16 protein-coding genes, 1 tRNA gene and 1 pseudogene are annotated in these 23,813 nt (G+C 71.5%); 6 read left to right on the forward strand and 12 right to left on the reverse strand.

Annotated features, from left to right (window positions below; all coding sequences use genetic code 11):
• Together ABT154_RS27315 and ABT154_RS27320 are read left to right on the forward strand one after the other, a co-directional pair.
• The coding region (locus tag ABT154_RS27315; RefSeq protein WP_351860037.1) for a non-ribosomal peptide synthetase at positions 1-3,068 on the forward strand (3,068 nt) is incomplete at its 5' end.
• A gap of 2 nt (positions 3,069-3,070) precedes the next feature.
• The gene (locus tag ABT154_RS27320) at positions 3,071-3,409 is read left to right on the forward strand and encodes a hydroxyisourate hydrolase (RefSeq protein WP_351860039.1); all 339 of its coding nucleotides are present in this window, start codon (positions 3,071-3,073) and stop codon (positions 3,407-3,409) included.
• 47 nt (positions 3,410-3,456) lie between these two features.
• Here the strand turns inward: ABT154_RS27320 and ABT154_RS27325 are convergent, their stop codons facing one another.
• Entirely contained in the window at positions 3,457-6,588 is a 3,132-nt protein-coding gene (locus tag ABT154_RS27325) for an AfsR/SARP family transcriptional regulator (RefSeq protein WP_351860041.1), read from the reverse strand.
• Positions 6,589-6,777: 189 nt separating this feature from the next.
• Between ABT154_RS27325 and ABT154_RS27330 the strand changes: the two genes are divergently transcribed.
• Positions 6,778-7,344 carry a helix-turn-helix domain-containing protein gene (locus ABT154_RS27330; RefSeq protein WP_351860043.1) on the forward strand — a complete coding sequence of 189 codons (567 nt, stop codon included), beginning with the start codon at positions 6,778-6,780 and terminating at the stop codon, positions 7,342-7,344.
• Between the two features lie 165 nt (positions 7,345-7,509).
• The gene (locus ABT154_RS27335) at positions 7,510-8,796 is read left to right on the forward strand and encodes an MFS transporter (RefSeq protein ID WP_351860045.1); all 1,287 of its coding nucleotides are present in this window, start codon (positions 7,510-7,512) and stop codon (positions 8,794-8,796) included.
• 3 nt (positions 8,797-8,799) lie between these two features.
• Here the strand turns inward: ABT154_RS27335 and ABT154_RS27340 are convergent, their stop codons facing one another.
• The 4 genes from ABT154_RS27340 to ABT154_RS27355 form a co-directional block, all read right to left on the reverse strand.
• A complete protein-coding gene (locus tag ABT154_RS27340; protein ID WP_351860047.1) occupies positions 8,800-9,486 on the reverse strand; it encodes a hypothetical protein in 687 nt (228 codons plus the stop codon).
• Between the two features lie 11 nt (positions 9,487-9,497).
• Positions 9,498-10,562, reverse strand: coding sequence for a hypothetical protein (locus tag ABT154_RS27345; protein WP_351860048.1), 1,065 nt, complete (start codon positions 10,560-10,562; stop codon positions 9,498-9,500).
• Position 10,563: 1 nt separating this feature from the next.
• Positions 10,564-12,828 (reverse strand): DUF6571 family protein, encoded by a 2,265-nt coding sequence (locus ABT154_RS27350; RefSeq protein WP_351860050.1) that lies wholly within the window; start codon positions 12,826-12,828, stop codon positions 10,564-10,566.
• 67 nt (positions 12,829-12,895) lie between these two features.
• Positions 12,896-13,345 carry a hypothetical protein gene (locus ABT154_RS27355; protein ID WP_351860052.1) on the reverse strand — a complete coding sequence of 150 codons (450 nt, stop codon included), beginning with the start codon at positions 13,343-13,345 and terminating at the stop codon, positions 12,896-12,898.
• Positions 13,346-13,641: 296 nt separating this feature from the next.
• On the opposite strand from ABT154_RS27355, the gene ABT154_RS27360 reads away from it, so the two are divergent.
• A tRNA-Arg gene (locus tag ABT154_RS27360) sits at positions 13,642-13,714 on the forward strand.
• Positions 13,715-13,785: 71 nt separating this feature from the next.
• Here ABT154_RS27360 and ABT154_RS27365 read toward each other — a convergent pair.
• The 7 genes and pseudogenes from ABT154_RS27365 to ABT154_RS27395 all read right to left on the reverse strand — a co-directional run.
• Positions 13,786-14,040 (reverse strand): annotated as a pseudogene (locus tag ABT154_RS27365) (tyrosine-type recombinase/integrase); the annotation flags it as partial.
• Positions 14,041-14,054: 14 nt separating this feature from the next.
• Positions 14,055-14,798, reverse strand: a complete 744-nt coding sequence (locus ABT154_RS27370) for an ABC transporter ATP-binding protein (RefSeq protein ID WP_351860054.1) — start codon at positions 14,796-14,798, stop codon at positions 14,055-14,057.
• A 16-nt stretch (positions 14,799-14,814) separates the two neighbouring features.
• Entirely contained in the window at positions 14,815-15,405 is a 591-nt protein-coding gene (locus ABT154_RS27375; protein ID WP_351860056.1) for a hypothetical protein, read from the reverse strand.
• Entirely contained in the window at positions 15,402-16,826 is a 1,425-nt protein-coding gene (locus tag ABT154_RS27380) for a hypothetical protein (RefSeq protein ID WP_351860058.1), read from the reverse strand. The genes ABT154_RS27375 and ABT154_RS27380 overlap by 4 nt, the downstream gene beginning before the upstream one ends.
• Positions 16,827-16,928: 102 nt before the next feature.
• On the reverse strand, positions 16,929-17,477 hold the full coding sequence (locus tag ABT154_RS27385; RefSeq protein ID WP_351860060.1) for a hypothetical protein: 549 nt from the start codon (positions 17,475-17,477) through the stop codon (positions 16,929-16,931).
• A 717-nt stretch (positions 17,478-18,194) separates the two neighbouring features.
• Positions 18,195-19,880, reverse strand: coding sequence for a DUF8823 domain-containing protein (locus ABT154_RS27390; protein ID WP_351860061.1), 1,686 nt, complete (start codon positions 19,878-19,880; stop codon positions 18,195-18,197).
• A 501-nt stretch (positions 19,881-20,381) separates the two neighbouring features.
• A complete protein-coding gene (locus ABT154_RS27395; protein WP_351860063.1) occupies positions 20,382-22,751 on the reverse strand; it encodes a serine hydrolase in 2,370 nt (789 codons plus the stop codon).
• 194 nt (positions 22,752-22,945) lie between these two features.
• Here ABT154_RS27395 and ABT154_RS27400 point away from each other — a divergent pair, with 194 nt between their 5' ends.
• Complete coding sequence (locus ABT154_RS27400; protein ID WP_351860065.1) at positions 22,946-23,647, forward strand: GOLPH3/VPS74 family protein; 702 nt, start codon at positions 22,946-22,948, stop codon at positions 23,645-23,647.
• Positions 23,648-23,813: the final 166 nt, after the last annotated feature.

Below are 23,813 nucleotides of genomic sequence, written 5' to 3' on the forward strand. Positions count from 1 at the left end.
AGACCACCCTCGACGCCTACGCCCACCAGGACCTCCCCTTCGAACGCCTCGTCGAAGACCTCACCCCCGACCGCGACCTCAGCCGCAACCCGCTGATCCAGTCGATGTTCGCCCTGCAGAACCTGCCGGTGCAGGACTGGAGCCTGCCGGGGACGACGGTCGAACTGCTCCAGACCTCGGGGCGGACCTCGAAGTTCGACGTCTCCGTCTTCCTGACGGAGGAGTCGGACGGAACCCTGTCCGGTGAGGCGACCTTCGCGACGGAGCTCTTCGACACGGAGACGATCGAGCGGCTGACCGGTCACTTCCTCACCGCCCTCGCCGACGTCTGCCGCGACCCCGAGCGCCGCGTCGGCGACGTCCAGCTGCTCACCCCGGCCGAACAGCACCAGATCCTCGACGACTTCAACGACACCACCGTCGACTACGCCGACGACACCACCGTCCACCGCCTCTTCGAGCAGCGGGCCGCGCTCACCCCGGACGCCCTCGCCGTCGTCCACCACGACGCGACCCTCACCTACCGGCAGCTCAACGAGCGGGCCAACCGGCTCGCCCACCACCTCATCGACCGGGGCGTCACCACCGACACCCTCGTCGCGCTCTGCCTGGACCGCGGGGTCGACATGATCACCGCGCTGCTCGCGGTGATCAAGGCCGGTGGCGCGTACGTCCCGCTGGACCCCGACACCCCGGCCTCCCGGCTGGCCTTCATGCTGGAGGAGAGCGAGACCCCGCTCGTCCTCACCCACTCGGGGCTCACCGGCCGCCTCGACCACACCCCCACGCCGCTGCTCGCCCTCGACCGGTTCGACTTCGACGCGTTCCCCGCACACGACCCGGTCACCCCGACCGGGCCCCGGGACCTCGCGTACGTCATCTACACCTCCGGCTCCACGGGCACCCCGAAGGGCGTGCAGATCGAGCACCGCTCCGTCTGCCGGCTGCTGATCAACAACTGGTTCAACACGATCGGCGCCGAGGACGTCGTCTCGCAGACGTGCAACTACTGCTTCGACGTGTTCACGTACGAGTGCTGGGGCGCCCTCATCACGGGCGCGGCGCTCGCCGTCGTGGACAAGGAGGAGCTGTCCGACTCCGACGCGCTCGCCGCGGCGTTCCGCCGGGACCGGGTGACGGTCGCCTGGCTGACGGCCCCGCTGTTCAACCAGCACGTGTCCGAGCGGCCGGACCTGGTGGCCGGGATGAAGACGGTGATGTACGGCGGTGAGGCCGTGGACCGCGCGGTCGCCGACGCCCTGGTGTCGGGGCCGTACGCCCCCGGCACCCTGATCAACGGATACGGGCCCACCGAGGCGACCGTCTTCGCGACCTGCTTCGTGGTGGACGAGAACCGGCCGGACATGACGACCATGCCGATCGGCCGGCCGATCTCCAACACCGGCAACCTTGTCGTGGACCGGCACGGCGGCCTGGCCCCCATCGGCGTCCCCGGCGAGCTGTGGATCACCGGCCCCGGCCTCGCCCGCGGCTACCTCAACCGCCCCGAGCTCACCACCGACCGCTTCACCACCACCCACCACACGGCCGAGCCCACCCGCGCCTACCGCACCGGCGACCTCGTCCGCTGGCTCCCCGACGGGACCATCGAGTACCTGGGGCGGATCGACAACCAGGTCAAGATCCGTGGCCTGCGCATCGAGCTCGGAGAGATCGAGGCCACCCTGACCAACCACCCCCACATCAACCTCACCACCGTCACCGTCCGAGAGGACACCCCCGGCGACAAGCGGCTCACCGCCTACTACACGACCCCCACCAACACCCCCCACACCTCCAGCGACCTCCGCGCCCACTGCCGCACCCACCTCCCCGACTACATGGTCCCCAACCACTTCGTCCACCTCGCCAAACTCCCCACCACCCCCAACGGCAAGGTCGACCGCCGCGCCCTCCCCGCCCCCACCCCCACCACCGGCAACACCACCAGCCACACCCCGCCCCGCACCCCCACCGAGACCACCATCACCACGATCTGGGCCGAAACCCTCAACACCCCCCTCGGCATCCACGACAACTTCTTCGACCTCGGCGGCCACTCCCTCCTCGCCACCAAGGCCGCGAAGCGCCTGCGGAACGCCGGCCTGGACGTGACCGTGCGGCAGATCATGCAGTGGCAGACCGCCGCCGAACTGGCCGCCGCCCTCGGGGCCGGGACCGACCTCACCGGGCTCCACAGCTCCGGGCAGGACGGCTCCGACCCCCTCGTCTACAAGCTGTCGGCCGGCCCGGCCGACCCCGCGCTCCCGACCGTGTTCTGCGTCCACGCCAGCGGCGGCACCCCGAACGCCTACGGGCAGCTCGCCCGTCTGCTGCGCGCCGACTGCACCACGTACGGCATCCAGGCCGTCGGCATGGACCGCTCCGAACTGCCGCTGCGGGACATCCGGGCCATCGCCGAGCGGTACTGGCAGGCCGTCAAGTCCGTACAGCCCGAAGGGCCCTACCACATCCTCGGCTGGTCGCTCGGCGGTGTCGTCGCCCATGAGATCGCCCGCCAGGGAGCGGCCGAGACCGCCACGGTCTTCCTGGTGGAACCGCCCGTCCACGGCCCGCGCCTGGAGCAGCGGCTGCGGCCCGGCGTCGAGCTGTACCGCCGGGCGGCGGAACTGTGGGCGCGCGGCCAGGACGCAGATCCGGAGAGCAGAGCTGCCCTGGAGGCCGAACTCCGCTCGCTCACCGGCCCCCTGGAGGTGCCGGCGGACTCGGTCGGACTCGACGAGTGGCTGCCGTACGAGACCCTCGGTCTGCTCCTCGACGCCCTGCTCGGCCACCGGCCCGAGGTGTCGGCCGCCCCCGCCGTGCTGTTCGTGAGCGACGAGGTCGCCTTCAGCCAGGAGGGTTCCGTCGCGAACGAGCGCGACCTCGCCGAGTACCTCGGCCACTGGCAGGCGCTCCACACCACCGCGCCCGTGGTGGAGCGGACGCCCGGCGACCACGGGGCGATGATGACGGAGCTGCCCGCCATCGAGAAGGTCGCGAAGGTGCTCCGTGCCTTCCTCACCCCGTCCCGGACCCCTGAGAACGAGAACGAGCAGGTGGGTTGAGCATGCTGAACGTCATCGCGGAAGCACTGGAGAGCGCCCACGGACGCAGCGCCGTCGGGTTGAACGCCCGCCTCGAATCGCTCCTCGACAACGAGTGGGTGCTGCTCGCCGAGCGCAGGACGGACGAGGAGGGCCGGATCGAAGAATGGGGCCACGCGGGCGGGCACCGGGGGGTCTACCGGATCGTCTTCGACGTCGACCGGTACTTCGCCGGCCTGGGTATGACCCCCGGGTATCCCGAGGTGACGGCCACCTTCCGCGCCTCGGAGGAGGGGGCGGGACACCGGGTGACGCTCACCTTCTCGCCCCACCGGTACGCGGCGGTCCTGAGCCCGTCGTGACCGCCACGACCGTCGCGCCGGCCCCCACGGGCCGGCCCGTCACCGGCTCAGCCCGCCGCGGCCACCGCGTCCCGGTCCGCCGTCTCCGTGAGGCGGGCGAGGACGCGGCCCGCCGCCTCGGGGGCCATCGTGGCCGTCAGCTCCCGTACGTCGGCCAGGGCCCGTCCCGCTGCCTCGGGGTCGCCGGCCACCACGTGGGCGGCGTGCAGCAGGACCAGCGCGCCGGCCTCCTGGGCGGGGGTCTCCATCTGCCGGAACATCGGCAGCACCCGCGTCAGATGGGCCACGGCCAGGCCCGGCTCCCCGGTGGCGAGCGCCAGTTCGCCGAGCGTCACCAGGGTCCGGCCCATGACGAGGCGTTCGTCGGAGGCCTCGGCGAGGACGAGGGCGCGGTGCAGCGCGTCGGCGGCCTCGGCGGTCTCGCCCCGGCGGAACCGGGCGGAGCCGATGCCGTGCAGGGCGTACGCCTCGCCGGTGTGGTCGCCGATGAGCCGGACCACCTCGTGGACCTGGGTGAAGGCCTCCAGGGCCTCGTCGTACTCGCCGCGCTCCAGGCGGGTCTGGCCCATCCGGTGCAGCACCTGCGCCTCGACGCGGCGGCCACGGCCCTCCCGGCTGAGCCGGAGGGCCTCGTCGAGGAGCGGCCCGGCGGCGTCCTCGTCGCCGCTGCCCAGCCTGAGCTGGGCGAGGTTGTGCAGGACGTAGGCGACGGCGACGGTGCCGTCACTCTCGCGGAAGACCTTGAGGGCCGCCTCGTAGTGGGCGGTCGCCTCCTCGGCACGGCCGTGCAGCCGGGCGAGGTAGCCCAGGCCGCGGGCGGCGAGGGCGGAGCCGAGCGCGTCACCGATGCCGTCGAAGATCTCGGCGGAGCGCCGGAAGTGGGTCTCGGCTGCGGCGAAGTTCTGCTTCGTCACGGCGAGCGAACCGAGGGACTGGAGCGTGGCGGCCTGGCCGAGCAGGTCACCGCCCTTGCGGGCGGCGGCGAGGGCGACCTCGTGGGTGTCGCGCCAGTCGTCGAGCCGTACATGGGTCTCCAGGAACGTCACCGCGGTGACGGCGAGACCCCAGCAGTGCGCGGTGAGCCCCATCATGGCGGCCTGCCGGACGCTCGGGAGCAGCATCTGGCGCTCCCGGGAGAACCACTGGAGGGGCTCGGCCAGGATGCGGTCCACGGTTCTGTCGGGCAGCGGATGAAGGGGCACGTCATGGCTGCGGATCAGCACGTCCTGCCCGTACTCGCGGTGCCGTGCCTCGGTCATCAGGAAGAGGAAGCAGCCGAGCACCCGGGTCAGGGCGGCCTCGCGCGCCTCCACGGTCTCCTCGTCGGCGAGCCGTTCGCGGGCGAAGACCCGGATGAGGTTGTGCAGTTGGTACTGGGAGTGGCGGCCGGTCGCGGTTCCCGCGGTGTCCACGAGCTGTGCGTCGGAGAGTTCGTCGATCAGGTCCCGTACCGGCGCCTCGGAGAGGTCGAGCAGCGCCATGCCGGTCCACGCGGAGAACGGGCCCTCCTCGACGACGGCCAGCCGGCGGAAGAGCCGCCGGGCGTCCTCGCTCACGCTGTCGTACGTGAGGGAGAGGCTGGCCCGGATGCCGACGTCCGCGTAGTTCAGCTCGTCGAGCCTGCGGGTCTCGTCCTCCAGGCGCTCGACCAGCTCCGCGACCTCCCAGTGGGGGCGGGCGGCGAGCCGGGCGCCCGCGATGCGCAGAGCGAGCGGGAGGTGGCCGCAGAGTTCGGCGAGGTCGGCGGTGGCCTCGGGTTCGGCCTCGACACGTTCGGCACCGGTGATGCGGCCGAGGAGTTCGGCGGACTGCGCGGGCCCGAAGGTGGTGACGTCGACGCGGACGGCTCCGGCGAGGCTCCCGATGTGGCGGCGGCTGGTGACGATGACCGCCGAGGTGGGCTTGCCCGGCAGGAGCGGTTTGATCTGGCTCTCGCCGGCGACGTTGTCGAGGACGATCAGCATGCGGCGCTCGGCGAGCAGCGCGCGGTACATCTCGGCCCGTTCCTCCAGGCCGTCGGGGATGGCGGTGCCGCTGACGCCGAGGGCGCGGAGGAAGCGTTCGAGGATCTGGGCGGGGCCGACCATGTCGGGGGCGCCGCCGTGCAGGTCGGCGAAGAGCTGCCCGCCGGGGAACTCGGCGGCGACCTCGTGGGCCACGTGGACGGCCATCGCGGTCTTGCCGACACCGGCCTTGCCGACGATGGAGACGATCGGCACGGCCAGCCGGGACTGGTCGTGGGAGCAGAGCAGCAGCCGTTCCCTGATGCCGGCGACCAGGTCGTCACGGCCGGTGAAGTCGGCGATGTCGGCGGGGAGCATCTCCGGTACGGGCGCGGCGGGAGCGGCTGCCGCGGTGGCGGTCTCCGGGGCCTCGGGGGCGGCGGCCTTGCGGGTGCCGGGGAGGTCGAGCCGGGGGTCCGTGGCGAGGATGGAGTGTTCGAGGCGTTTGAGGCGCGGGTCGGGTTCGACACCGAGTTCGTCGATCATCCACTGGCGGGTGTCCCGGTAGACCTGGAGGGCCTCGGCCTGTCGCCCGGAGCGGTAGAGCGCCAGCATGAGCTGTCCGCGCAGCCGCTCACGGAGCGGGAACTCGTCCACGAGGCCGAGGAGTTCGCCGACGAGCGCGCTGTGTTTGCCGAGTGCCAGCTCCAGCTGGATGCACTCCTCGGCGGCGGCGGTCCGCTGCTCGGTGAGCTTGCCCGCGCCGGAGCGGACGACCTCGCTGTACATCCCTTCGAGGGCGACCCCGCGCCAGAGCCCGAGCGCCTGGCGGTACGTGGCGGCGGCCTCCTCCCGCTGCCCGGCGTCGCGGAGCCTGCGCGCCCTGCCGACGAGTCCGCGGAAGTGGAGGGCGTCGAGGTTCTCGTCGGCGGCGCGGACCATGTAGCCCTGCGGGTGGGTGGTGATGACGTCGGAGACCCCGTGGTTGCCGAAGAGGCGACGGAGGGCGGAGACGCTGATCTGGAGCTGGGCGCGGGCGGTGGCCGGCGGGGCCTCCTCGTAGACGGCTCGGACGAGCCGGTCGACGCCGACGACGCGGTTGGCGTCGAGGAGGAGGGTGGCCAGCACGGTCTGCTGGCGGATGCCGCCGAGATTGAGCGGGGTGGAGTCGACGGTGGCTTCGAGTGGGCTGAGAACGCGGTACTCGACTCTTGGTCCTGGTCCGGATTGCACCACGGTTCTCGACTCCCCCCCAGGAATTCGCGCAGGCCACGGGGAACTCTAGAGATGTTCACGTCAATGGGTCAACAGATATCGGCCCAGATGGGCAGGTGTGGCCGGATACCGACGCACCCCGCTGTCCGGATGCCCCGAGAGCTGCCCCGCCCTATTGACAGACTTCTATCGAGAGAACACTCTCATTACATGCAGCAGCCGAACGAAACCCCCGAGCGATCACCTCGCCGCCTCACCGATCCGGCCTCCATGCGGGCGCTCTCCCACCCCGTACGGCTCGCCCTCATCGAGGTCCTCACGCTCCGGGGGGCACTGACGGCGACCCAGGCCGGCGAACTGATCGACGAGACCCCCACCACCTGCTCCTTCCACCTCCGCCAGCTCGCCAAGTACGGCTTCGTGGAGGAGGCGGGCCCCATGCCCGGCCGCTCGCGCCCCTGGCGCATCACCCGGCTCGGCTGGTCCCTGGAGAACGACGCGCCCGACGGCACCACCGAGGCCAGGGAGCACGCGGTGGCGGCCCGGCACCTCGGCGACATGACCCTGGAACGCCAGCTGGACCGGCACCGCGCGCACGACCACGGAGCCGAGCGGGCCCACACGGTCTGGTGGGTCACCCCGGACGAGGCGGCCGAACTCCGCGCGGACATCGACGCGCTGGTGATGCGCTACCGGGACCGCCTGCGGGACCCGGACACACGACCGCCGGAGGCGGAGGCGGTCGAAGTGGTCGTCCTCACCCACCCGTTCGCCTGAGCCTGAGGCTGAGCCGGACCGGGCGGACCGAACCCAGCCTGAGGCTGAGCCGGACCGGGCGGACCGAACCGAACCGGACCGGACCGCAGAACCACGACCACCGCACCCGCCCGACACCAGGCACCACACACCGACGCACCACACACCGACGCACGAGGGGGACCCATGACCGCGGAGGCGGCAACCGCAGCGGAGCCGACGGAGCTCGACGACACGAAGCCCCTGCGCAAGAACAGGGACTTCACGCTGCTCTGGGGCGGCCAGACCGTCTCCCAGCTCGGCACCGCCGTCTCCGTCCTCGCGTTCCCCCTGCTCGTCCTGGCCCTGAACGGCTCCGCCGTGCAGGCCGGTGCCCTCGGCACCCTCCAGGCGGTCATCCGGGTCACCTTCCAGCTCCCGGCCGGCGCGTTCGCCGACCGCTGGAACAGGAAGCGCGTCATGCAGGTCTGCGACGCGGGCCGGGCGGTCCTCTTCGCGGCCCTCGCCACGGCGATCCTGCTCGACAGCGCTCCCCTCTCGGTGATCTTCGCGGTCGCCGGGGCCGCCGCCGTCCTCGACGTCCTCTTCGGCGCGGCCGAGACGTCGATCGTCAGCCAGCTCGTCCCCCGCTCGCAGCTCCCCGAGGCCTTCGCGAGCAACGAGGCCCGCTCGTACGGAGCCTCCCTGGCCGGCCCGCCGCTGGGCGGCTTCCTGTACGCGTTCGGCCGCTCGGTCCCGTTCCTCTTCGACGCCCTCAGCTACCTGCTGTCGTTCCTGGCGGTCTCCTTCATCCGCAGGCCCGCCGACCCCAAGCGGGAGCAGGAGCAGGGGGAGGGCGCCGCGAAGAAGGCCTCGCTGCGGCACGACATGCTGGAAGGCCTCCGGCACGTCGTCGCGAGCCCCTTCCTGCGCGCGGTGATCCTGATGGCCGCGCCGGTCAACTTCGCCCTCACGGGCGCCCAGTTCGCCTCCGTCCTGACCCTCACCGAGAGCGGCCACAGCCCCCGGGCCCTCGGCATCGCGCAGGGCTGCATCGCGATCGGCGGCCTCCTCGGCGCCCTCTTCGCGGCCCGCATCCAGCGGCTCCTGCCCTTCCACCGCCTGCTGCTCACCGCCCTGACGGCCCTGGTGGTCCTGCTGGCGGCGAGCACCGTCCTCAACGGCAGCCTGGCGATGGTGGCCCCGCTGGCCACGGGCCTGTTCCTGGCCCCCGCGGTCAACTCGATCCTCTTCGGCCGGATCGCCGCGACCACCCCGGCCCACATCCAGGGCCGGGTCATCAGCGTCGTCGCCCTCTCCGCGACGGCGGCGGCCTCCATGGCCCCGATCGTCGTCGGCGCGGTGGTCGAGCACCGGGGCGGCACGGCGGCCATGACGGCGGTCCTGGCCGCCGCGATCCTCTCCCTCGTGGCAGCCACCCTGACCCGCAGGACCCTCCGGGAGTCCGCCCCCGCCCGGACCAGGCCCGCCTAGGCCCTAAGGCAGTTGACCGGCCAGGGCTCCGGCGAGGTCGCCGGCCTGCTTCGTACGGTCCGGGGAGCCGGCCCCCGCCTCCCCGAGGCCGACCAGGAGGGAGGCATCGCCGTCGCCGTCGAGCTTCAGCCGCACGGCGGCGACGTTGCCGCTGCCGGTGACGACCGCCTTCCCGGCCTCCGCCCCACCGGCCTGCTTCAGATAGGCGACCAGCTCGTCGACGGACGCCCCGGACAGCCGCTGGATCACGGGGGCGAGCGGGGCCAGCGCCTGCGGCTTGCCGGTGGCGACGGTGTGCACCTCCACGTCGTCCTTCCCGATGTGGAAGGTGCAGCTCACCAGGACACCCGGGTTCTCGGCCAGCGGCTCCCCGGGCTTCGCCCGCTTGCCGCCCTCGGCCGTGGCGACGGGATCGCCGTCCGCCTTCACCGGCCCCGGGCCGACGGCCCCCTCCAGGCCCGCCGCCTTCGCCGCCGCGGCCATGTCGTACGGCAGCGGGCAGGTGCTCGCGCCGCCGTCGGGCATCTTGTCGGCGGTGCCGGTCAGCCCGCCGAGGCTCAGCGGCGCCGCCGCACCGCTGCCGGTGTCGCTCTGGCAGCCGGTCACCAGGGCCGCCGTGGTCAGGGCGGCGGCGATCAGCAGGCCCTGGCGAAGGTGCCGTCGGGGCAGGCGGGGTCGTACGTACGTCACGTGTCGTGTCCTCAGGAGGTCGGGGCGGAACAGCCGAGCCGCTTGCCTGCGGATCGGACGAAGTCATCGAAGAGATCCTGCGTGCGGGGGGTGCCGGGCGAGCCGACGGCGTCCAGGTAGCTCCGGCCGAACCCCAGGGAGAAGTACGTCGGAACGCCCGCGCAGTCGGCGACCACGTGCCGGAGGTCGAAGCCCGAGACCGGGCGCCCCGCCACCTCGGGCTGTTCCTCGAACCCGGTCGAGGCGCGGATGCCCTCGACGATCCGGGGCTCCCGGGTCACGGCGTAGGTGGCGTACCCCTCCACCTCACAGGCCCAGGTGGGACGACCGCCCTCCCCCGGGACGCCGGTCACGGTCTCCTCCACCGCACCCTTCCCCTCCGGGGTCCGGCCGCCCGGTCCCGGGAACCCGAGCCCCTCGATCCCGCACACCGCCCCGTCCTCGACCGGCCGGGGTTCCGGGGACGCCGTCAGGGCGGCGGGAGCCACGAGGGGCCCGCCGGTCAGGCACCCGGCCCGTTCGGCCGCCCTGGTGGCCACGTCGGTCAGGAGCCGGGCGAGCTCGACGGGGTCGGAGCCCTCGGGGGCGTACCCCTCGACGACGGCCGGCCCGGCCTGCGTCGTACAGTCCGCGGGCAGCAGGACCCAGCCGTGGTCCGCGCCGACCCCGCCGACCGCGCCCGTGGCGCCGCCGGAGAAGAACGACACGGTGGCCGGGTTCGGCCAGCGGCCGTCGTCGGTGAAGGGGAAGTCGCCGCGCTCACGGCCGGCCGAGACGCGGATGTGCGCGGTGTCCGAGCCCGGCAGGAACGACGAGCTCTCGACGGTGCAGCTGAACGCGAGCCGGTCGCCCGGCCGTTCGTCCAGCCCGTCGCGGTCGGAGACCCGGCCGGACGACGGGAAGACGGCGTCGGCCGCGTCGGTGGACACCAGGCCCCCGCACACCTCGTCGCCCGAGAGGAGGTCGGTGTTCAGCCAGAGGTGCGCGCCCACCGCGCCCACCGCCAGGACGCCGAGCGCCACGACGGGTGCGAGGACCCTCCGTCCGGGCGCCGCCCGGCCGCTTCCTTCCGCCATCTCACTTCCTCGTCCGCAGGGCCGAGTAGGCGTCCTCGCGGCCGGTGATGAAGCTCTGCTCCGCCTCGCCCCTGGCGTGGGCGTGCGCCTCGGTGCCCTGGACGCCGCGGGTGCCGCCCCAGGCGTCGATGAGCGCGTTCGTGCCGCCGACTCCGGCGGAGGTCGCGGTGCTGTCCTTGGACCTGGCCACGTCCTCCGCCGCGGACGCGACGTCCTTGGAGTACTCGTAGGTGGCCGCGTCGATCATGCGCTGGATCGGGTCGCCCACCACCGGGATCTGGGTGAAGAGGCCACCGACACCGTGGTACGTGTAGCGCATGGCGTCGTTGAGGTTGCCGATCTTGGTGTCGCGGTCGTCGAGGATCATGTCCGACCCGATCGCGGTCATCGCCCCGTACACCTCGCCGACGTCCCGGGCCTTGTTGTCCCAGTCGCCGACGACGTTGTTCTGCTGGCCGTCCACGGCGGGCCGTGCGGTGGCCAGGTACTCGGCCGAGTAGCGCTTCTCGTTCTCGTACAGCAGGTCGTAGACGAGGACGGGCTCGCCGCCGGGAGTCGTCCCGTACGCGGCGTCGGACACCCCGCGCATCACCCGGAGCAGGCTGTGCTTGCTGTTGGTGATGCTGGAGTCCTCGCCGTTCGCGTTGATCCCGGAGCCGCCCTCGGGGCTGCTCTTCTCGGTGCCGCTGAGGATGGCGTGGGTGTCCATGGTGTAGTCGGCGAGGGCGCGGCCCAGCGGGACCTTGAGGTTCTGCTCGATCGCGTCGCCCTTGCCGCCCTTGTCGAGGACGGTGATGGTCTCCTGCATCACCCGGGCCTGGGACTCCGAGTGCTGGTCGAAGGCGGCGCCGGGCGCGCCGGGCTCCCGGCCGGTGGTCGCCGCTTCGAGGGCCGCGCCGAGGCCGATGCGGCTGGTGTAGTCGTCGTAGGTGGTGACGCCGTAGCCGGTGATGACGTTGTCGGGCCAGTCGCGGGAGCCGTCGCCGCTGCCGAGGAGGTACGTCAGGTGGTTGTTGCCGACGTGGTCGCCGGCCGGCCCGTTGCCCTGCGGGTCGAAGAACGCGGTCGCGGCGTCCGGGTTCTTGCTCATCACACCGAGGAGGCCGTCGATCGGGTCGCTCTCGATGCCCCTCTTCTCCCAGCCGCCGCCCCACTTGGTGAAGATGCCCTCGTGCTCCTTCTCGGCGGCGATCAGGTCGTCGCCGAGCTGGTAGAGGAACTGGTCGTCGAAGTCGGTGTCGGCGTGCTGCATCATGCTGACGAACGACTGGTAGCCGTGCAGCGGCTGGGTGTTGGAGCCGTAGTTCTTGACGCCGGTCTTGTCGAGGCTCTCGGTCCAGTCCTTGTAGAACTTCCCGTCGGGGCTGTTCAGCCACTCGTTGAACTTCTTCGACCCCGGGGGCATGTCGGAGACACTGCCCGGCACCTGGGTCGCGCCGGCCACCGTGTTGGCCAGGCCCCGCTCCAGGTCCTGGTGGTCCTTGTTGTTCAGCTTGTCGGAGAGCTTGATGGTCCCGTCGGTGCCGAGCCCGGCCAGGAAGGTCTGGCTGAACTCCTTGTTGCCGGCGTTGTCGCGGAAGGAACGGTTCAGCTCGGCGTAGTCGGCGGCGGACACCTTCTCGCCGCTGTTGATGCGGGTGGCGATGTCCTGGGCCTTCTGGGCCTCGTAGAGCTCGATGTCACCGACGGCGGTGGCGTTGAAGCCGTACTGCTGGTTGGCCAGGCCAGGGATGACGCCCTTGTTCCCGCCGGCCGCCTGGACCAGGGCCAGCTTGGCACCCTGGTCGGCGTCGTCGACGGCCTTCACGGCGGCGTCGATCCGCCGCGTCCAGTCCTCGGAGGCCTGGTTCCGCTTGCGCTGGAACTCCGGGTAGTCCGGATCGTTGCGGGAGGTCTTGTACTTGCTGGAGTCCCAGGCCGCCTTCCCCTGGCCGTCGACGATCATCTCGTCCGCCTGGGCCTGGACGACGACGTCCTTGACGGCCTTGACCAGCGTCACGAACTGGGTGTGCGCGTCCCGGAGCAGCGAGGCGATGGCCTTGGCCTCGACCTGCGCGGCGGCGTACTGCTGACGGGTCCCGGAGAACTGCCCGGAAGCGGAGTTCGCGCTGAACCCGAGCCAGACACCGTCCTCGGCGACGGACTGCACGGAATCCTTGTAGTCGGTCTCCAGCGTGTGGAGACTCGTCGCCATCTCGTCCCACTTGCCGGCGGCGGTGGTGAGCGGGGCGAGATCGATCGTGACGACGTCCTGGTAGGTCAGCATGGGGTCCCCCGGGGGTTACCTGTCTGTACGGGATCGGGCTTACGGGGCTGCTTCCGGACCGCGCGGGCTACGGGGCGAACGGGCCCTGCGGTCCGCCGGCGGCCGGTGGCTGGAGGAGCAGCCACTGCTGCTGCAGCCCGTTGTCGAACCCGGTGAATCCGCTGCGGGTGCCCTGCAGGGCGGACTTGTCGGCGTCCAGCCGGGCCTGGAGCGACTTGACCTGCATCGCCCACTGCTCGTGCGCGCTCTTGAGACCGGCGCTGGTCGCCCAGGAGGCGAAGGTGGTCCGGGCCGCACCAGTGGACTCGTCCGCCACGACGCCCGCCTTCTGGGTGTCGGGCTGGATGCGCGTCTCCAGGGCCTTCACCGCGGCGGCCTTGCCCGGATCGTTCGTCCGCAGATCCGGCTGCCCGGAACCGCCCCCGGGGGATGCCGCCGCGGAGTTCAGTCTCATCGCGGAGTCCTGCTGGACGGCCGAGCCCTCCCGGACCTGGGTCCATTCCTCGTCGAACGACATCATTCCCCCTTCGTCACTGTTGCCCCACCGGCCACCATACCCAAGGGGCTTCGAACGCCAAGGCGAGCGCACACACGCCTCGGCGCGACCGGCCCGGGTGCGCGGGCGGGGGGACCACGGCACGGGGGCGGGCGTCCTGCCCGGCGGCGGACAGTACGGCCCCGAGGCTCTTGAGCGGCTCCGGGCGCCAGGCTGCTGCCCCTCCTCTCCGACGAGGACCTGACCACGCCCGAACCCACATCCCGGTAACGGATGCGACCTCCCCAACCCCGATCCGCTAGGCTGTCCGCGGTCACGCCTTCGTAGCTCAGGGGATAGAGCACCGCTCTCCTAAAGCGGGTGTCGCAGGTTCGAATCCTGCCGGGGGCACATGGCCGAAGGGCACCTACCGATCTCGGTAGGTGCCCTTCGGCATCCACGGCCGACATCAACGGCAGTGGTCAGGGACGACCGGGCCGCTTCCTGAGCAGCCGGTCCATGTGACTGATGGCCTCACGCTGGGTGTCCTGGACGACGTGGGTATTCACATCCATGGTGATGCTGATCTGCCTGTGCCCGAGGATCTCCATCACGACGCGGGGCGCCACCCCGGCCGCGGTGAGCAGTGCCGCCGTACCGTGCCGGGCGTCGTGGAGCCGGATCACACGGAGGCTGGCTGAGGCTGCCACGCGGGTGAAGGGCCGGTACACGCTCCGCGCGGAAGACGAGACTAGTCAGCGACCCCGTCCCCTGTCAGGGCCGTGTAGGCGACTTCGGCCCGGCGGGCCTCCGGTACGTGTGCGGGGGCGTGTGCGAGGAAGGCGCCGGTGGTGCCGGAGAAGGTGATCGTGCCCCGGGTGAGGGCGGTGACGTGGTCCGCCTCCTCGGCCAGGTCGGCCACGTCGTGCGTCGAGAGAAGGACCCGCACCTCCCGGGAGGCGAGCCCGATGACGAGGTCGCGGAAGACACGGCGCTGGGTCGGGTCCATACCGGCCGTCGGCTCGTCGAGGAGCAGGACCTCGGCTCCGTGGACCAAGGCGGAGGCGACACCGACACGGCGCAGCTGACCGCCGGAGAGCCGCTTGGTCTTCATGTCGGCGTGCTCGGTCATCCGGACCTGTTCCAGCGCACCTGTGGAGGCGTCCCAGGCGGCCCGGCGGCTCATCCCCTTCAGCCATCCCGTGTACGCGACCTGCTCGCGGGCGGTGAGGCCGGTCATGGCGGTGACGGTCTGCGGCATCCAGGCCACCTTCGTGCGGTACGCCCTGGAGTCGGAGGACAGACGCCCGAGCCGTACCGACCCCCGGCTCGGCTGGTTCACCCCGGCGGCCAGCTTCAACGTGGTCGTCTTTCCGGCTCCGTTGGGGCCGAGAAGGATCGTGAAGCCGTCGGGGACCGTGTAGCTGAGCCCGGAGAGGATGCTGCGCGAGCGGCGCCCGTACGCGTAGGAGACGGCGTCGAGTTCGATGGACACGGGGCTGGCGGGCCTTTCAGGAGGTGGGTCGGCGGCGGGTGCGGTGGAGCGCGATCAGGCCGCAGAGGAAGACCGCCAGGCAGAAGAGGAACGTGGGTGCGTAGCCGGCGGGATGCAGGGTGACGGCCCAGGGCCAGGGGCGGTGGAAGTCGCGGTAGCCGACGAAGGCGGCGATGAAGACCCACGCGACGGGGGCGACGGTCGCGGCCTGCGGGTGTACGGCTCCCGCGAACAGCATGAGCCCGGTCAGGAACAGTGTGTTCCGGCCGGCTTCGTACGCCGTCGGGGAGTCCGCGAGCGCGCCGATGGTCCCGGCGGCCGACACCGCCGCGGCGACCGTGAAGAGGGCGAGGGTCACGTCGTACCGCCGGATGGGGCGCACGCTCAGGTCCTCGGCCTCGGGCAGTCGTTGGGCGAGGCTGTGCGCGAGGGTGCCTGTCACGATCAGCGGCGTCAGGTGCATGAGGAAGAGGAGGTTTCCGCCCGAACTGATCAGTCCGGGCAGGGCCACCGACTCTCCGTGGGCGACGACGGCGAGCAGCGTGAACGCGAGAAGGCCGGGCAGGACGACCGTGGTGAGGCGGCGTCCCTTGTACCACCAGATCACGAGTCCTCCCCCTGGGGGCCGGTCGCGGCAGGGACGCCGGCCGGCCGCTTCGGCATGCCACGGCACGCCTTCGCCTGCTCCTGCTCGAACCAGGCCGTGCGCTGTGCGGCGGTGGGCAGTGCTCGGCCCTTCGCGGCGCGTTCCTTCACCTTCGCCAGGACCTCGGCTCCGTTCGCGAACTGCGCGTACTCGCCGGAACGCCAGCGGAGGTAGGGGTCCTGGGCGTCGACGGTGTACGCGGCCCAGAGCATCGCGGCGTCGCGGTTGACGATCCAGGCGGTGGGCGTGCCGGGAGTGATCGTGGCGGGGAAGGAGCAGGGGAAGGTGACGGAGCTGAGCAGGACGGCGTAGCGGATGCCCGCGATGCGGCCGTCGGGCCCCGCCGTCTCCGCCTGGGTGGTCAGCGGCAGCCACCAGGTGGAGGTGGTCGAGCGGGGGCGGGTGCGGGAACGCTCGTACAGCAGACCGTCGGTGACAGTGGACGGCACGGTGACGTCGACACCCGCAGCTCGGAGCTTCTCCAGGGAGCCGGTGACCTCGGCCCGTACGTCGTCGAGCCGCTCGACCGCGCCGCCCGTCTCGGCCATGCAGACCCGGGGCGCGGTCCCGACGCAGCGGGCGGGCGCGTGCCCCGCGCTGACCGGACCGTCGACGACGCCCCAGCCGGAGGCCGTCCGCGCGCTCAGGACAAGGGTCGCGAGAGCCACGGCGGTCGCGAGGATCCGTAGCGGCAGACGACGGGGGCCGCGGCTCCACCAGGCGGCGACGGCGGCGGCCACGGCGGCGGCGACGAGGAAGGGGATCAGGACGGTGGGAGCGGAGAAGTACTCACCGAAGGCGACGCTCGTGCTGAGCTGCCCCGAGACATGCCGGGGCCAGATCGGATCGCTGTACGCGGACGTCTTGCTGATCATGTAGAACGTGGCGACGGCGCCGAAAGGTGCGGCGATCACGCGCGGGGCGAGGTGCCCGAGGACGAAGCCGACCACGGCGTACGCGCACACGATGCCCATCCCCATGAGGAGAGGGAGCACGGCGGTCGGCGTGGGCAGGAGCCGGGTCTCGATCAGGCGCATGGTGAAGGGCAGCAGCAGGATCGCCCAGCCGGCCCCGACGGCAGGTCCGAGTGCCTGTCCGGCCACGCGCCATCGGGCCCGGCTGGGAGCGAGGTCCCACACCCGATCCTGCTTGAGCCGCCCGCCCTCCCAGGTCGCGAGGCCGAGGGTGATGGCGTACGCGAAGGCGTAGAAGTACTCCAGGGCGATGGCCACCTGCTGGGCGACCCAGAGCGGCCCGGTGATGACCTCCTCGTACGAGTCATGGAGATGCAGAGCGTAGAAGAAGTAGAAGGCGACGATGCCTCCCCAGACCGGCGCGGTCCAGAGGGCGGAGGAGGAGCGCAGGAGGGCTCGGAACTTCACAGGGGTACCGATCTCGCATGGGGGACGGGCCGGGAGGCCGAACAGCCCTCCCGGCCCATGTGTGCGGTTCGGCCGGAGTCGTCGGTCGACACCGGCCGCTCGTCAGTCGGCCAGCGCCGTGTCGACGTAGACCCTCTTCACGGAGATCGTCGCTCTGGTGTACTCGGAACCGTTGAGCTGCGGGATCGTGAAGTACCGGTCGTCTCCGTTGGCGTAGTAGACGTTCCACCAGGCTCGCGTGCTGGCATCCGGACCGGTGAAGCAGTTGTAGTAGGTCTGCATCCCCATGTCCTTGTCGAAGCTGAGGGGAATTGACTGCCAGAGCTTCACGCCGGCGGACTTGCCGGTTGCCCCGAACATCGTGCACCCGATGAACTGGATCTCCGTGTAGTCGTTGTCGGCCCAGTGGCGGGACTCGAAGTTTCCCGGCCCCCAGCCGCCGATCGCTCCGTCCCAGTTCAGGGGCCCTATCTGCCCGGGCTCCGGAGTGGAGTACAGCTCGATGAGCCCCGGATCGTTCGGATTCGTGGCGTAGGCGTCTCTGCTCTTGGGTTGAGTGCCCTTGGCGTTGGCCGAGGTGATGGTGCCGACGAGTGTGGTCACTGCCAGCGCCGCGATCAGCACGGCACGTACCTGCGAGGTGCGCGTCATGAGTTCTGCCCCCCCTGGGCTTGGAGTGTTTGCCGGGGCCATTCGATGGGCATTCCTGGAAACCGTCTGTGACGGAAGCCATGCTTCCGGTGAAAGCGGGGAATCTTGACCGGAAGCAACTTCGTAATGGCGGGAAGGTGTCCCTCTCATGACGAGCCAGGTGGCGGAGTCGAAGTGTGACGTGCCCAACCGGCGACCGTCAGTCAGACCGGTGGCACCGCAGCTCGTTGGCGCTTGGCGGGTGGTCCGCAGCCGCCAGGGAACCAGTCGGCTGGTCGACGGATGGCTGTACTGGCGAAAGGCTTGCCGGCGAGGTGAGCTGAATGCGTGCGCGATGCGTGAGCGGACGGGTCAGCACGAGGCATCACATACAGGATCAGGTCCCGCGTCACGCGGCGCTGATCATGCAGAACAGCACCGCGCGGCACGGTCTGGAACCGTCCGGCACGGATTCGATCCCACTCCTAAAGCGGGTGTCGCAGGTTCGAATCCTGCCGGGGGCACGTGGCCGAAGGGCACCTACCGATCTCGGTAGGTGCCCTTCGGCATCCACGGCCGACATCAACGGCAGCGGTCAGGGACGACCGGGCCGCTTCCTGAGCGGCCGGGACGGGAGCGTGACCCGGTCATGGGGGCACAGAACCGCCGGGCTTGAGCGCGGGGGAATCATCCGGCCGACCACGCTCCGCCTGAGGCGAGGGAGCGGGGTGACACCCTTCAGCGCAGTTCCTCCGGGCACGCCGTGCCCCGCGAGAGCTTGTAAGGGGCCGCCAAGCGGTAGACGCCCGCCTTCGGGGCGATCAGTTCCGTCCATTCGTCGCCCTCCGCGTCCGCCTCCGTCTTGAACAGGCAGCCCTGTTCGTTCGCGAAGACCTTCGGGAGGTCCGTCTCCGACTCCTCGCGGGCCAGTTTCGAGGCCTCCGTCTCCTGCGGGGCCTCGATCTTGCCGCCGTTCTCGTCCACCAGCGCCAGCCACGGCGAGTACGGGACGCGGATGAGGACCCGGCCAGGCCTGTCGACCCGGATCACGACCTCGCTCTCCTCCGCGCTCTGCACCTCGGCCGGCGGGTCCGCGAGGGGCGTAGGGTTCTCGACCTCGTACAGCCGCCAGTTCTCGTCCGACCAGACCTGCTTCAGGTACGGCAGGCCCTCGTCGACGAGTTCCGCCTCCTGCTGGGCGCCCGAGTCCGGGGCCCCGGTCGGCAGGACCACGTAGTGGACGGCCCAGCGGTCGAGCCATTCCTCGTAGTTCACCGCGTTCAGGGTGTCGTCGTAGAAGAGCGGGTTCCGCTCCATGTCGGCCTGCCGGTTCCAGCCGCGCGCCAGGTTGATGTACGGGCTGAGAGCCGAGGACTCGCGGTGGCTGGAGGCCGGGACGACCTCGACCCTGGCCTTGCCCGCGCCCCGCACCTGGAGCTGGTTGATGAGCGGTGCGACCTCCCGCGCCCAGGAGGCGTCCGGGGCGGTGCGGATCACGTCGTCGACGCCCTTGAAGCCGATCCAGAAGTTCAGCCCCACGAAGGCCAGCAGCAGCGCGTACCAGCGGCGCGAGCGCGGCTTCGTGTACGGCAGCGCCGCGAGCAGCACGACGCCCGCGAAGAGCATCGGGAGCCGCGAGATGTTCGAGCCGATCTGCGAGTCGATCAGCCAGGTCAGCAGCGTGCCGACCGTGTACACCGCCGCGCCCGTGCGGACCGTCCGCCAGTCCCTCGGGACCAGCAGGAACACCAGCACCCCGAACAGCAGCGGCAGCGCCGTCGACCCGAAGGACATGGGCTGCGTGCCCGAGAAGGGGAACAGCCAGGAGGAGAGCGCGACGACCGCCACCGGGGCCAGCCCGAGCGCGTACGCCCCCGGGCGCCGGCCGTTCAGGAACAGCGCCGCCGCCGCGACCCCCAGGAAGAGGCCCGCGACCGGGCTGCACGCCGTCGCCAGTCCCGCCAGCGGCGCCGCGACCACCGCCTTCGCCCAGCGCTTGCGCCGCCAGCGGTGCGGCCAGCAGAAGACCGCCGCGACCGCGCCCAGCGCGAACATCATGCCGAGGCCGAACGTCACCCGCCCCGACAGGGCGTTGCAGAGGAAGGCGAAGACCGCCGCGACCGAGCAGGCCAGCGGATTGCGGACGGCCCGTACCCGTACCAGGATCAGCGCGGTCAGCGCCGCCGACAGGGTCCCCGCGACCATCATCGTGCTGCGCACGCCGAGCACCGACATCAGGTACGGCGACACGACGCTGTACGAGACCGGATGCATCCCGCCGTACCAGGCCAGGTTGTACGCCGAGTCCGGGTGCCGGCCGACGAACTCGGCCCACGCGTCCTGCGCCGCCAGATCCCCGCCGCTGTTCGCGAAGAAGAAGAACCACAGGATGTGGGTGACGGCGGCGAGGCCGGTGGCGGCCATGACCGTGTAGCGGCGTTTCCGGCGCGGAGCCGTCGGGGTCGCCGTAGGGGCCGTGACCGGGGTCGTGCTCGCCCGGGTTTCCGCCTTCGGGGCGGGTCGCTGTGCCGGGAGCACTATTCGCGGGAGCGAATCGGGAGACGCGTCGGCGTCGGAGACGGAGTCATCGGTGTCCGAGGTGGAGGCCGGGGCGGAGCCCGGGACGGAGGCCGGAGTGCCGGTCTGGGTGAGGGCCGCGGTACGTGCCTGGGTGGGGTCCGGGGTACGGGCCCCGGTCGGGGCCGGAGAAGACGTCGGGGTGGAGCCCGGGGTGGACCCCGCGGCGGGGTCCGGAACGAAGTCCGCGCGGTCGGCGCGTGTCGGCTCGGCGGTGGTCACTGCGGCCCTTTCCCGTGCTGCCCGTCTCGCTTCTCGCGCGTGTGTCACGCGTCTCCCGTTCCCCTGGAGACGCTAACAGCTGGGCGCCCCGGACTACCCGGGGCGCCCGGCCGAGCGGGTGGTGCCTCAGCCCACGCGGGTCAGCTTCTTGTCGAAGCCGGGCTCCACCAGGTCCGCCTGGAGGGCGACCGGGGAGCTGACCTTGCCCGTGCCCGTACCGATGGACACCTGGCCGACGATGTCGCCCGCCTTGCCCGCGTGCGGGAGGGCCTTGCCGCCGTCGGTGAGCTCCAGGTCCACCTTGAGGCCCGGCCAGCCGATCGCCTTGAGCTCCTTCGTCGCCACGACCGGGGTCCGGCCGCCGAGGCCGTCGTCGACGTAGCCGAGGACCTGGCCCTTGCGGACCACGGCCGCCGAGGTGACGTCCTTCTGGGCCTGCTGGATCAGCTTGAGGCTGTTGTCGATGGCGAGCTGCAGCTTGTCGTTCAGCAGCTTGGCGTCCTTCGCCCCCATCACGATGCCGAGGATCCGGCGGTTCTTGCCGTCGATGACCGTGTTCGCCGCCCACAGCAGGTTGCCGCCGGCCGGGGTGGAGGAGCCGGTCTTGATGCCGTTGACCCCGGGTTCGAGCAGGATGTTGTTGTTGTTCTCGATGCGGCCGGGGATGCCGTCCACCGTCAGGTTCGGCATGTTCACGATCTCGCGGAACACGTCGTACTGCATGACCGCCTTCGCCAGCTTCAGCTGGTCCTGCGGCGTCGACACCGTGCTGTCCAGCAGACCCGACGGGTCCGTGTACGTCGACCCGGTCATCCCCAGGTCCTTCGCGGCGGCGTTCATCTTCGCCACGAACGCGGCCTCGGAACCGGCGTCCCAGCGCGCGAGCAGCCGGGCCACGTTGTTCGCGGAGGGGATCATGAGGAGCTCCAGGAGCTCCTTCTGGGTGTACGTCTGGCCCTCCTGGACCGCCGCCGTCGACTCGTGCGTCGCCTTCGCCTGGTCCGCGGCCTTCTTGTCGACCGTGATCTCGGGGCCCTGCTGCTTCCCCTTGATCGGGTGGTCGCGCAGGATCACGTACGCCGTCATCGTCTTCGTGACGCTCGCGATCGGGGCGGGCTTCTGCGGTCCGTACGTACCCACCGAACCGACGCCCTCGACCTCGACGGCGCCCTGTCCCTCACCCGGCCACGGCATCTTCAGCTCGCCGCCCTCGAAGGTGAAGGTCGGCGCGGTGGTGAGCGTCAACGCGGGCGCGGGCAGCGGGCGGACCATCTGCGCGATCGCAAAGGCGATCAGCAGGAGGATGACGAGCGGGGTCCAGATCCGCACCCGGCGCAGCGTCGTCCGCATCGGGGTCGGCGCGGGGGGCGGCGTGTTCGTCAGCTCGGCGAGCAGGTCGAGCGGGGGCAGCGGGGGCAGGGGCTGCTGCCGCGTCCGCTCCGCCTCGACGAAGGCGGCCGGGGCCGGGGCCGGGGCCGGGGTCGTCTTCGGTACGGGGGTGGGGGCCGGGGCCTTCCCCGGCGCCTTCTCCGCCTCCCGGGCCCCCTGGGCCTTCTCGGCCTTCTGCTCGGCCGGGATGTCCGCGCGCAGCGGCAGGAAGGTGCTCGTGCGCTCGCTGTCGGGGTTCCCGGTCAGCGAGGGCGGGAGCTTCAACGCGGTCGTCGGCTGATCCACGGGCAGCTTGACGGCCTTGAACATGGTCGTCGGCTGGTCGACAGGGTTCTCATCGCCGGCATCGCCGGCATCGCCGTTCGTGGCACCGGAGGGGGCCGTAGCGGGGGCGGTGGGGGCCTTCGCCTCGGGCGCGGGCTTCGTGCCCGCCGCCGGCTTCCGCGCGGCGAACCAGGACTCCCCGGGCGCCTTCGCCTCGACGGGCTCCTCGGCAGGCTCCTCGTCGGAGTCGTCGGAGTCATCGGCGGAGTCATCGGCGTCGGCGCCCTCGTCGGGCTCCGGCTCGTCCTCGGACTCCGCCTCGGAGTCGTCGGACTCGGACTCGTCCTCCGACTCCGGCTCGTCGTCCGTCGCGGTCGCGTCCTCCGGCTCGCCCTCGGCCCCGTCGTCCGGCTCCCCGGGCTCCGGCTCGTCCGTCGCGACCCACGCCGCCACGGCCGCCTTCAGACGGTCGCCCTCCGGCTCGCCTGCCGACTCCGGCTCGGACGCGCTCTCAGGCTCCGGCTCGGACGCGCTCTCGGACGCGCTCTCAGGCTCCGTAACGCCCGCCTCCGCCGCCTCCGTCACCTCCGGCGTCTTCGTCGGCGCGTCGTCCTCCGGCGTCCGCGGCGCGAGCGTCTTGAAGACGGCCGTCGGCTGGTCCACCTGAACCTTCGACGCCGTCGACGCTGTCGACTCCGAGGACGCCGCCGCAACCGGAGCCGACGACGAGGCGTCTGACTCACGGAGCACGGAAAGCCGCGGATCCCGGCCGCCGCCGCCCGAGGCCGTCGTCTCCTGAGACGACCCCTGCTGCTCCGCCTTGTCGGGGGACTCGCCCGCCACCGTGCCTCCTCCTGCGTCATGCGTACGTTCGAACCGTGTACCGGTCCGTGTACCAGTGTCCTGTGTGAACCCCTTGGCTCCCGTGCTAGACGAGAACGACATACGTACTGGTTCCCGGATGAACCACCCAGGCACTCTCGACAGATGAATGTGAGAGGGGTCACCCTGTCATTCATCCACGCGGGGAGGCATGGATGGGCAGGAGCCGCAGAACCATTCCGGAGGAGCTTCTGCTGCTCGCTCTGGACCCGACCACGGGTACCACAGCGCAGCCGCAGTCGCTCGACCTCGGCCTGGCCGGCGCACAGCTAGTGGAGCTGGCGTTGGCAGGCCGGATAGCCCCTGACGGGGATCGTATCGCCGTGGTGATGCCACGGCCGACCGGAGATCCGACCTTGGACTCCGCACTGGAGCTGCTGCGCAGGCGTGGCAGTCCGGTTCGGGCCGTCCATTGGATCGGCGGGCCCCGACTGGGGCTCCGCCAGACGTATCTCTCGCATCTGGAGCGATGCGGCATGGTGCATGCCGTGGAGGGCCAGATGTGCGGGGTGTTGCCGACGACTCGCTACCAGGCGACGGACACGGCGATCAGTCGGGAGATCCGTTCCCGGCTGGACAGTGCGATCCGCACCGGCGTACCGCCGGACCCGCGGACCGCGGCGCTTGCCGCGCTGGCCCACGCGGTCGGACTCGGGAAGCACCTCTACCCCGGAAACGAAGGACGGTCGTCGCGGTCGAGGCTGCGCGATCTGATCCGGCACGACCCGATGGGCGGACTCGTGGCGCACGCCGTGATGGACGTCCAGAACGGCGCGGCGGCACAGCCGCGCCGGAGCGCCGCGGGTGTCCCGGCGCAGCCACACGGCAGCAGCATGGCCCGCGTGGCGGCGCACTAGGCACCGGCAGGCACTTCACGCTCCACCCCGAGGTACCAACCGGGAGCCGCACAGGTGTGCGGGGCGGCCAGGACGGCCGCCCCGCACATGTGCGTTCCCGGACGCACACGTTGTGGTCGTTTTCCAGCGCACACCCGGCCATTGGTGGCAGTCTGCCAAGCGGTAG

The sequence above is a fragment of the Streptomyces sp. NPDC001728 genome (assembly GCF_040297565.1).
Taxonomy (GTDB): Bacteria; Actinomycetota; Actinomycetes; order Streptomycetales; family Streptomycetaceae; genus Streptomyces.